At 73.0% G+C, this 8,532-nt stretch carries 8 protein-coding genes; 3 read left to right on the top strand and 5 right to left on the bottom strand.

Features of this window, described 5'->3' with window-relative positions; translation table 11 throughout:
* Positions 1-228: 228 nt before the first annotated feature.
* Positions 229-1,161 carry a LysR family transcriptional regulator gene (locus tag ACZ51S_RS34510; protein ID WP_388939605.1) on the bottom strand — a complete coding sequence of 311 codons (933 nt, stop codon included), beginning with the start codon at positions 1,159-1,161 and terminating at the stop codon, positions 229-231.
* 224 nt (positions 1,162-1,385) lie between these two features.
* On the opposite strand from ACZ51S_RS34510, the gene snpA reads away from it, so the two are divergent.
* Positions 1,386-2,051, top strand: a complete 666-nt coding sequence (gene snpA, locus ACZ51S_RS34505; protein WP_388939604.1) for a snapalysin — start codon at positions 1,386-1,388, stop codon at positions 2,049-2,051.
* A 311-nt stretch (positions 2,052-2,362) separates the two neighbouring features.
* On the opposite strand, the gene ACZ51S_RS34500 is transcribed toward snpA, so the two are convergent.
* The 4 genes from ACZ51S_RS34500 to ACZ51S_RS34485 form a co-directional block, all read right to left on the bottom strand.
* Positions 2,363-2,947 carry a dihydrofolate reductase family protein gene (locus tag ACZ51S_RS34500; RefSeq protein WP_468480135.1) on the bottom strand — a complete coding sequence of 195 codons (585 nt, stop codon included), beginning with the start codon at positions 2,945-2,947 and terminating at the stop codon, positions 2,363-2,365.
* 111 nt (positions 2,948-3,058) lie between these two features.
* Positions 3,059-3,697 carry a GNAT family N-acetyltransferase gene (locus ACZ51S_RS34495; RefSeq protein ID WP_468480134.1) on the bottom strand — a complete coding sequence of 213 codons (639 nt, stop codon included), beginning with the start codon at positions 3,695-3,697 and terminating at the stop codon, positions 3,059-3,061.
* Between the two features lie 148 nt (positions 3,698-3,845).
* Complete coding sequence (locus ACZ51S_RS34490) at positions 3,846-4,892, bottom strand: family 2 encapsulin nanocompartment cargo protein polyprenyl transferase (RefSeq protein WP_468480133.1); 1,047 nt, start codon at positions 4,890-4,892, stop codon at positions 3,846-3,848.
* Positions 4,892-6,298 (bottom strand): family 2B encapsulin nanocompartment shell protein, encoded by a 1,407-nt coding sequence (locus ACZ51S_RS34485; protein ID WP_468480132.1) that lies wholly within the window; start codon positions 6,296-6,298, stop codon positions 4,892-4,894. The genes ACZ51S_RS34490 and ACZ51S_RS34485 overlap by 1 nt, the downstream gene beginning before the upstream one ends.
* Before the next feature lie 344 nt (positions 6,299-6,642).
* Between ACZ51S_RS34485 and ACZ51S_RS34480 the strand changes: the two genes are divergently transcribed.
* Positions 6,643-7,233, top strand: coding sequence for an N-acetylmuramoyl-L-alanine amidase (locus tag ACZ51S_RS34480; RefSeq protein ID WP_468480131.1), 591 nt, complete (start codon positions 6,643-6,645; stop codon positions 7,231-7,233).
* A 19-nt stretch (positions 7,234-7,252) separates the two neighbouring features.
* The gene (locus ACZ51S_RS34475) at positions 7,253-8,146 is read left to right on the top strand and encodes a 1-aminocyclopropane-1-carboxylate deaminase/D-cysteine desulfhydrase (protein ID WP_468480130.1); all 894 of its coding nucleotides are present in this window, start codon (positions 7,253-7,255) and stop codon (positions 8,144-8,146) included.
* Positions 8,147-8,532: the final 386 nt, after the last annotated feature.

Below are 8,532 nucleotides of genomic sequence, written 5' to 3'. Positions count from 1 at the left end.
GGCGCGCGGTGCCCCGTACGACTCAGACCCGGAACAGGCGCCGAACATCGAAGCCCGCCCCGGACGACACCCCACCCCGGCACCGCCCCCGACCCCGACCCGAAACCACCCCACCGCACCCCGGCACCGCCCGACAGGGCAACCCCGCCAGCCCGGCACCGCCCGACAGGGCAACCACCCAACCCGCACACCGCCCGGCCAGGGCAACGGCCCGGCCAGGGCAACGGCCTACGCCACCAGCAACGGACTCCCGCTCCGCCGCAGCCACGCCCGGTACGGCGGGGTGCGGAGCGCCGCTTCGCGGTACGCGTCGCGTAGGTCCTCGAAGACCTCCGCGTGTTCCCCCGGCCGCGTCGCCAGCAGCAGCCGCACCGCCAGCGGGTCCCCCGACAGCGGCCGGATGGCCATGTCGTCGCGCGGCCCGGACGTCGGCTGGCACGGCGCCACCGCTTCCCCGGACACGATCAGCGAGGTCGCGGTGTGGTAGTCGGCGTGCAGCACGGGCGGGTCGACTCCCGCGCCCGCGAAGACCCGTCTGAGGCCGTCCCATTCGCCGTCCACCGAGGGGTCCACCGTCCAGCGGTCGCCCGCCAGGTCCTCTAACGCCACCACCGGCGACCGCGCGGCCGGATGGTCCCGGGACATGGACACGAACTGCGGCTCGCGCTCCATGAGCACCCGCAGCTCCAGCCCGGCCGGCACCCTCAGCGGGCTGCCCTCCACCTCGTGGACGAACGCCACGTCCAGCTGCCCGCCTGCCGTCATCCGCAGCAGCGCGTTCGCGGAGACGTCGACCACCAGCGAGGTCTCCCGCTCCGGCGCGCGCCGGTGCAGCCGCCGCAGCCACCCCGGCAGGGCCCGGCTCGCGGTCGAACCGATCCGCAGCCGCGGCCCGTTCGCCGCCGCCCGCGCCTCCGCCACCAGCGCGGCCATCTCCGCGAGCAGCGGCCGCGCCCGCCCGAGCACCGTGCGCCCGAAGGGCGTCGGCCGGCAGCCGGTGCGCTCGCGCAGGAACAGTTCGCCGTCCAGGGCCCGTTCGATCCGGCGCAGTTGCGTCGTCAGGGAGGGCTGACTCACGCCGAGTTGCCGGGCGGCCTTGTGCAGACTCCCGGCGTCCTCGATGGCACACAGCGCGCGCAGGTGCCTCACCTCGAGCTCCATGACCCGAGGGTAGGCGGGGCCCGGGGACCGCACCAGCCGCCGATAGCCACTCAAATCACGCCATTGTGCGGCTAGTTGACCAAGGTGTGGCCTGCCCGAAACCCTCCCGATAGTTCCGCGCTATCGGGCTCTGACATCATCCCCCGGCGCGCTCGGCTCCCGCAGACTCCGGTACCGGACGACCCATCCACCCCCCACCGCACCATCCGAGTAGGAGCCCCCACATGCGCCACTCCCACAGGACCATGCTGTCCGCCGCCACCGTCGGCCTCGCCGTCGCCGCCGCCCTCGGCGGTGTCGTGCCCTCCGCCGGCGCCGCCACCACCGCCCCCGCCGGCGGCCCGGCGAGCTACGCCGCCTACGAGCGTTCGCAGGAGAACGAGGCCGCCAACCGGGCCTTCTTCGAGGCCGTGAAGCGGTCGGTCGCCGAGCAGCGGGCCGCGAACCCGGGCGCGCTGGCCGTCACCGTCACCTACAACACCCGCAACGCACCGAGCTTCCGCTCCCAGATAGCCACCTCGACCCGCATCTGGAACAGCTCGGTCACCAACGTGAAGCTCCAGGAGGTGTCCACGGGCGGGAACTTCGCGTACTACGAGGGGAACGACTCCCGCGGCTCGTACGCGAGCACGGACGGCCACGGACGCGGTTACATCTTCCTGGACTACCGGCAGAACCAGCAGTACAACTCCACCCGCGTGACGGCCCACGAGACCGGTCACGTGCTGGGCCTGCCGGACCACTACACGGGTCCGTGCAGCGAGCTGATGTCAGGCGGCGGCCCGGGCACCTCGTGCACGAACGCCACCCCGAACAGCGCCGAGCGGACGCGCGTCAACCAGCTGTGGGCCAACGGCCTGGTCGCTTCGGGGCTGGACTCCAAGGGCTGACGACCTCCACCGGCCGCTAGCCGCTAGGCCTGTCCTCGCGAACGTACGGAGCGCGGTCCGGGTTCCGGCAGGGACCCGGACTCCACTCGGGACGAAGACCCCCCGTGGCCTCGCGCCGCCGGAGCACCGTCTCCACGGCATGCCCGCAGGCCGGACACGTCCGCTGCTCGTGTCCGGCCTGCGGGGCGACCGTCCCGCGCTCGTTCTGCTGCCGTTTCACCGGCCAAACCTCCACGGCAGGCCGTTTTCATGCGTCATGACGGGCTCGGCGCGGTGGGGCCGGCGGGCAACGCGGTCAGCGGGCGGTTCGGTCAGCGCTTGACGTCGTACGAGGTGATGACCTGGCCGCCGCCGAGGGCGGTGCAGCCGGTGAGCTCCAGGGGGCGCACCCCGAACCCGGCGCGGGACATCGGCATGCCGGTCCCGACCACGACCGGGTAGGTCTTCACGATGTACTCGTCGATCTCGTCCACCAGCTGGGCCGCCAGGTCGGCGCCGCCGCACAGCCAGATGCCCAGGCCGTCCCGCGCCTTCATCTTCCGCACCTCGGCGACGAGGTCACCGCTGATGAGCCGCACCTGCGGGTCCGGCGGCGTGGTGAGACTGCGGGAGACGACGTACTGCTCGCGCATGTGGCCGTAAGGGCTGGCCACACCCACCTTGAGGCCGGGCTCGTAGGTGTTGCGGCCCATGATCACCGTGTCGAAGCGCTTGGACGCGGCGTCCGCGATGCCGAGCTGCTTACGCCCCGGACCGGAGATCGTCTCGGGGTACTCGGCCGCGAGGTGGCCGACGAACTCGGGGTCGAGGTAGCCGTAGATGAAATCGGCATCGCCGTCCGGGGCTCCGATGAAGCCGTCGACGGTGGTGGCGATGAAGTACGTGAGCTTGCGCAAGCGAGTCTCTTCCGTTCGGGAGTGCCGCCGCTCCGGGGCACGTCGATGAAAGTACTTCATCTGAAGTACTTTGCCAACCTCCAATTCCGGGAACCGCCACTCACCCCGCACTCATCCCCGCCGCACGCTCCGCGACTCGCCCTGCGACTCGCCCTGCGGCTTGCGCCACATCGGCCACATCAACGGGCCGTCCGGCAGGCGTACCGCCTCGCCCGTGAATTCCCACCCGAGCCGCTCGTACAGCCGCATGCTCCGCTCGCTGCTCGCCTCCAGGTACGCCGGGACCCCCTCGCGGTCGCAGCGCTCCAGGACCGGCCGGATCAGCTCGGTGCCCAGCCCCTCGCCCTGCCGGCCGGGCGCGACCGCGATCATCAGCAGGTACTCGTGCTCCTCGGCGGTCGGATGCACCTCCCCCGTGAGCCGGCCGACCAGCTCGCACCGCTCGTTGTCCGGGTCGGCGACCGCCCGCATCCTCGCCGGGACGTCGTCCTCGGCGGCCCCGTCCTCCGGCTCGCCCGCCGGGATCCGCAGCCACAGCGCCGCCGCCGAACCGTCCGCCGTGCAGTCGATCCGGCCCTCGGCCAGGGCGACGTCCACGAAGACCCCGAGGAACTTGCCGTGCACGGCGGCCCGGTGCTCCGGGTCCGGGAAGACCCAGCTGCTCACCGGGTCACCGCGGAAGGCCTCGTCCAGCAGGCGCGCGACCGCGTCCCGGTCCGACTGATCCGCCTGACGTATCTCCAGCACCACGGGGCACACCCTTCACTCACGTGTCAACTACCGTGAGTGATATTAGAGTTGTCCCGCGCGATTCTCGCCACACGCCCCCGAAAAGGCCTGTTCCGGCGCCCCGCAGCGCCGGAACAGACCGCTCCGCGGCACCGGAACGAACCGGCCGCTACTTCGTGCGCCGCGTCACGAACTCCGCGAGCGCCAGCAGCCCGCCCGCCGCCGCCAGGTCGGGCACCGCCCGGGACAGCTCCTGCACCGCGCGGCCCATCCGGTCGGCGGCGTGGGCCTGCGCCCAGTCGCGGCCGCCGGCGCGTTCCACCGCCCGGGCGGCCCGGGCCACGTCGTCCTCCTTCAGCGGGCCGGCGTAGAGGAGCGCCAGCTCCTCACCGGCCTCGGTGCCCGAGGTCAGGGCGGCCACGACCGGGAGGGACTTCTTGCGGGCCAGCAGATCGGCCCCGGCGGGCTTGCCGGTGTGCCCGGGGTCGCCCCAGATGCCGATCAGGTCGTCGATCAGCTGGAAGGCCAGCCCGGCCTCCCGCCCGAAGGCGTCCATCGCCTCGACCTCTTCCGGCCCGGCGCCCGCGTACAGCGCGCCCAGCGCGCACGCGCAGCCGAGCAGGGCGCCGGTCTTGGCCGTCGCCATGGTCAGGCACTCGTCGAGGGAGACGTACGCCCGCTCCTCGAAGGCGCAGTCCGACTGCTGCCCCTCGCACAGCTCGACGACACAGGCCGCGAGCCGGACCGAGGCGGCCGCCGAGGCCGGGTGGGGGTCCTCGGCGAGCAGCCGCAGCGCGAGGGCCATCATGGCGTCGCCCGCGAGGACCGCGGCCGGCGTCCCGAAGACGGTCCAGGCCGTGGGCCGGCCGCGGCGCCGGACGTCCCGGTCGATGATGTCGTCGTGCAGCAGCGTGAAGTTGTGCGCGAGCTCCACGGCCGCCGCCGCCCGTACGGCGTCCGCGGTGATGCTCCCCGGCGCTCCCAGGGCCCGTGCCGAGGCGAGCACGAGCGCCGGCCGGATGGCCTTGCCCGCGCCGCCCGCGGCCGGAGTGCCGTCCTCGTGCTCCCAGCCGAAGTGGTACATCGCCACCCGGCGCATCGCGCCGGGCAGGCTCTCGACGGCCCGGCGGAGGGCCGGGTTGACCGTTTCCCTCGCGTCTTCCAGCAGGGCCGCCGCTTCCTGCCCCTCGCCCGTCGCCACGGCGTTCGCGGTCATCAGCGCCAGCGGCCGATCTCGACGTTCTCCAGGACGCCGAGCGCGTCCGGCACCAGGACGGCGGCGGAGAAGTAGGCGGTGACCAGGTAGGACATGATCGCCTGGTCGTCGATCCCCATGAAGCGCACCGACATGCTCGGCTCGATCTCGTCGGGGATGCCGGGCTGGTGGAGGCCGATCACGCCCTGCTCGTCCTCGCCGGTGCGCATGCACAGGATGGAGGTCGTCCGGGCGGCGGTGATCGGGATCTTGGTGGACGGGAAGATCGGCACACCCCGCCAGGAGGTCACCCGGGTGCCGGCGACGTCGACCGACTCGGGGTAGAGGCCGCGCTTGTTGCACTCGCGGCCGAAGGCGGCGATGGCCTCGGGGTGTGCGAGGAACAGCTTGGAGTCGCGCCGCATGCTGAGCAGGGCGTCGAAGTCGTCCGGGGTGGGCGCGCCGTCGTGGGGCTGGATGCGCTGGTCGTAGTCGGCGTTGTGGAGCAGGCCGAAGTCGGGGTTGTTGAGCATCTCGTGCTCCTGGCGCTCCCGCAGCGCCTCGACCGTGAGCCGCAACTGCTGCTCGGTCTGGTTCATCGGGTGGTTGTAGAGGTCGGCGACGCGGGTGTGGACGCGCAGGACCGTTTGTGCAATGGAGAGTTCGTACTCGCGCGGCCGGGCTTCGTAGTCGACGAAGGTCCCGGGCAGGACGGGCTCGCCGACATGGCCGGCGGAGAGGTCGATCGCGGCCTCGCCGTACGGGTTGGTGCGCCGCGCGGGCCGGGTGCGTACGCGGTCCACGTGCGCCCGCAGCGAGCCGGCCCGGTCGGCGAGGAGCCGGAAGTCCTGCCGGGACAGAGTCAGGGCCGTGCCGGCGGTGGCGGCGCGGGCGGTGTACTCCCAGATGGCCCCTTCGTCGGTGAGCGAGGCCTCGCCGAAGTACGCGCCGTCGGCGACGGTCCGCAGGACCGCGTCCTCCCCGTAGGGGCCGGGGCCGACCTGTTCGACGCGGCCGTGGGCGAGCAGGAAGACCTGGTCGGAGGGGCTGCCGAAGGAGGTGAGCTCCTGCCCGGCCTCGAAGTCGATCTGGCGGCAGCGCGCGGCGAGTTCGGTGAGGACCTCCTCGTCCTCGTAGTCGCGCAGCAGGGGCAGCTCCCCGAGCTCCGCCGGGATGACCTGGACCTGGGAGCCGGTCTTGACGAACTCCACGACGCCGTTGCCGACGGAGTGGCTCAGGCGGCGGTTGACCCGGTAGGTGCCGCCGTGAACGGAGACCCACGGGAGCGTCTTCAGCAGCCACCGCGAGGTGATCTCCTGCATCTGCGGCGCGGACTTGGTCGTGGACGCCAAGTTCCGGGCGGCCGCGGTCCCGAGACTGCTCTGCGACGTCCGGGATTCGGCTTCGGAACCTGCCTGGACCGACATGTCTGTCCTTTCGATCACTCCATGGGTGTGCGGGACGGAAGCCTTCCAGTGCGCTGCGCGAGCGGACCACTACACAAACGGGTGGGACTACTCCAAACGGGCGATGGGCATGCTGAAAGGTTCAGCCTCCTTGCCCCCAGCCCTCCCGCCCGCGCCGTTTCCGGCCACCTCCGCGGCGGGACGACGGCCGGGTGGCCGGTTCACCACACCCTCCCGCCCGCCCTCGAACGGATCTCCGCATGACGGAGCGAGGCAGTGGCCGAATACCGCCCTAGCCGCGGAAGAGCCCCCTCCACTACACCGTTAAGTAACGGAACGAACACACACGGTGAAAGGAGGCGGTCATGGCCGCACCCATGTCCGCGGACCGCTTCATCCAGGCACTGCGCGCCGAGGGCCTGACCGTCGTGGAAGTGGGCGCCTGGCGCACCCACAACCGCAACCACAGGGGCCCCTGGGGGCCGGTGCACGGGGTGATGATCCACCACACCGCCACGCGCGGCACCGCGTACACCGTGGAGCTCTGCCGCGACGGCCACTCCGCCCTGCCCGGCCCCCTCTGCCACGGCGTGATCACCAAGGACGGCCGGGTCCACCTGGTCGGCTTCGGCCGCGCCAACCACGCCGGCGCCGGCGACTCCGACGTACTGGCCGCCGTGATCGCCGAGAGGCGGCTGCCGCCGGACCACCACGCCGACACCGACGGCAACCGGTACTTCTACGGCTTCGAGTGCGAGAACCTCGGCGACGGCGAGGACCCCTGGCCGGCCGTCCAGCTCGAGGCGATCACCCGCGCGGCGGCCGCCGTCTGCCGCGTCCACGGCTGGGGCGCCCGCTCGGTCCTGGGCCACCGCGAATGGCAGCCCGGCAAGATCGACCCCCGCGGCTTCACCATGGACGGGCTGCGCGAACGCGTCGCCGAACGCCTCAAGTGACAGGCCCGACAATGGGCTGGTGACCCACCCCGAACTGCGACCCCGCCCGCCGTCCCCCCTCGTCGAGGCGGCCGACGAACGCTTCGGCGCGCACGGGGTACGGCTCCTCCTCAAACGGGACGACCTGGTCCACCCGGAGCTGCCCGGCAACAAATGGCGCAAGCTCGCGCCGAACCTCCGGGCAGCGATGGAAACCGGCCACGACCGGCTCGCCACCTTCGGCGGCGCCTACTCCAACCACCTCCGGGCCACGGCGGCGGCCGGACGGCTGCTCGGCCTGGAGACGGTCGGCATCGTCCGCGGCGACGAACTGGCCGGCCGCCCCCTCAACGACTCCCTCGCCCGCTGCGCGGCGGACGGCATGCGGCTGCACTTCGTCACCCGCTCCGAGTACCGCCGCAAGGCCGAACCGCGCACCCTTGCCCGCCTCCTGGCCTCCGCGGGGGCCACGGGCGCGTACGTGGTCCCCGAGGGCGGCAGCAACGCCCTCGCCCTCACGGGCTGCGCGGAACTGGGCCGCGAGCTGCGCGGGGCGTCCGACGTGGTGGCGGTGGCCTGCGGTACGGGCGGCACGCTGGCCGGCCTCGCGGCGGGGCTGGCCCCGGGCCAGCGGGCGCTGGGCGTCCCGGTCCTGGCCGGGGGCTTCCTGGGGGCGGAGATACGTTCCCTCCAGACCCTGGCCTTCGGCGGCCCGGCCGGCGACTGGACCCTGGCGGAGGGCTTCGACCACGGCGGCTACGCCCGTATCCCGGCCGCGCTGGACGCCTTCGCCGCCGACTTCGAGTCCCGGCACGGGGTTCCGGTGGAACGGATCTACGTGGCGAAGCTGCTGTGGGCCCTGCACGCCCTGACGGCGTCCGCCGCCTTCCCTCCGGGCACCACCGTGACGGCCGTCATCACGGGCGCCCCGTAGCCTCCCGGGGTCCGGCCGGCGTGCCGCTGCGCGGGGCGAAGTCCCCTGCCCACCCTTCGCCCGTTCCCCGGGCTGCGCCCGGCCCCCTCCTGGGGCTCCGCCCCAGACCCCGCGCCTCAAACGCCGACGAGGCTGGAGTTGCCGACGAGGCCGGATGTGCGAAAGCGCGTCGGCGGGGCCGAGACACAGGCGGGCGGCCGGACGACGGACGTGAGGGGGCGGGGACGGGGTGGGGTGTCGTCCGGGGCTAAAACGAGATGAATTCGGCGCCCGGTACCCCGTACGACTCAGACCCGGAACAGGCGCCGAACATCGAAGCCCGCCCCGGACGACACCCCACCCCGGCACCGCCCCCGACCCAAAACCACCCCACCGCACCCCGCCCG

This window comes from Streptomyces sp. NPDC034043, assembly GCF_055575675.1.
Note: the sequence above shows the minus strand (reverse complement) of the source record. Positions and strands in the feature narration are given on the sequence as shown.

Bases quoted from the DNA above. Each gene is read 5' to 3' on its own strand.
- ACZ51S_RS34510 (WP_388939605.1), bottom strand. From the start codon at position 1,161: ATGGAGCTCGAGGTGAGGCACCTGCGCGCGCTGTGTGCCATCGAGGAC.
- snpA (WP_388939604.1), top strand. From the start codon at position 1,386: ATGCGCCACTCCCACAGGACCATGCTGTCCGCCGCCACCGTCGGCCTC.
- ACZ51S_RS34490 (WP_468480133.1), bottom strand. From the start codon at position 4,892: ATGACCGCGAACGCCGTGGCGACGGGCGAGGGGCAGGAAGCGGCGGCC.
- ACZ51S_RS34485 (WP_468480132.1), bottom strand. From the start codon at position 6,298: ATGTCGGTCCAGGCAGGTTCCGAAGCCGAATCCCGGACGTCGCAGAGC.
- ACZ51S_RS34480 (WP_468480131.1), top strand. From the start codon at position 6,643: ATGGCCGCACCCATGTCCGCGGACCGCTTCATCCAGGCACTGCGCGCC.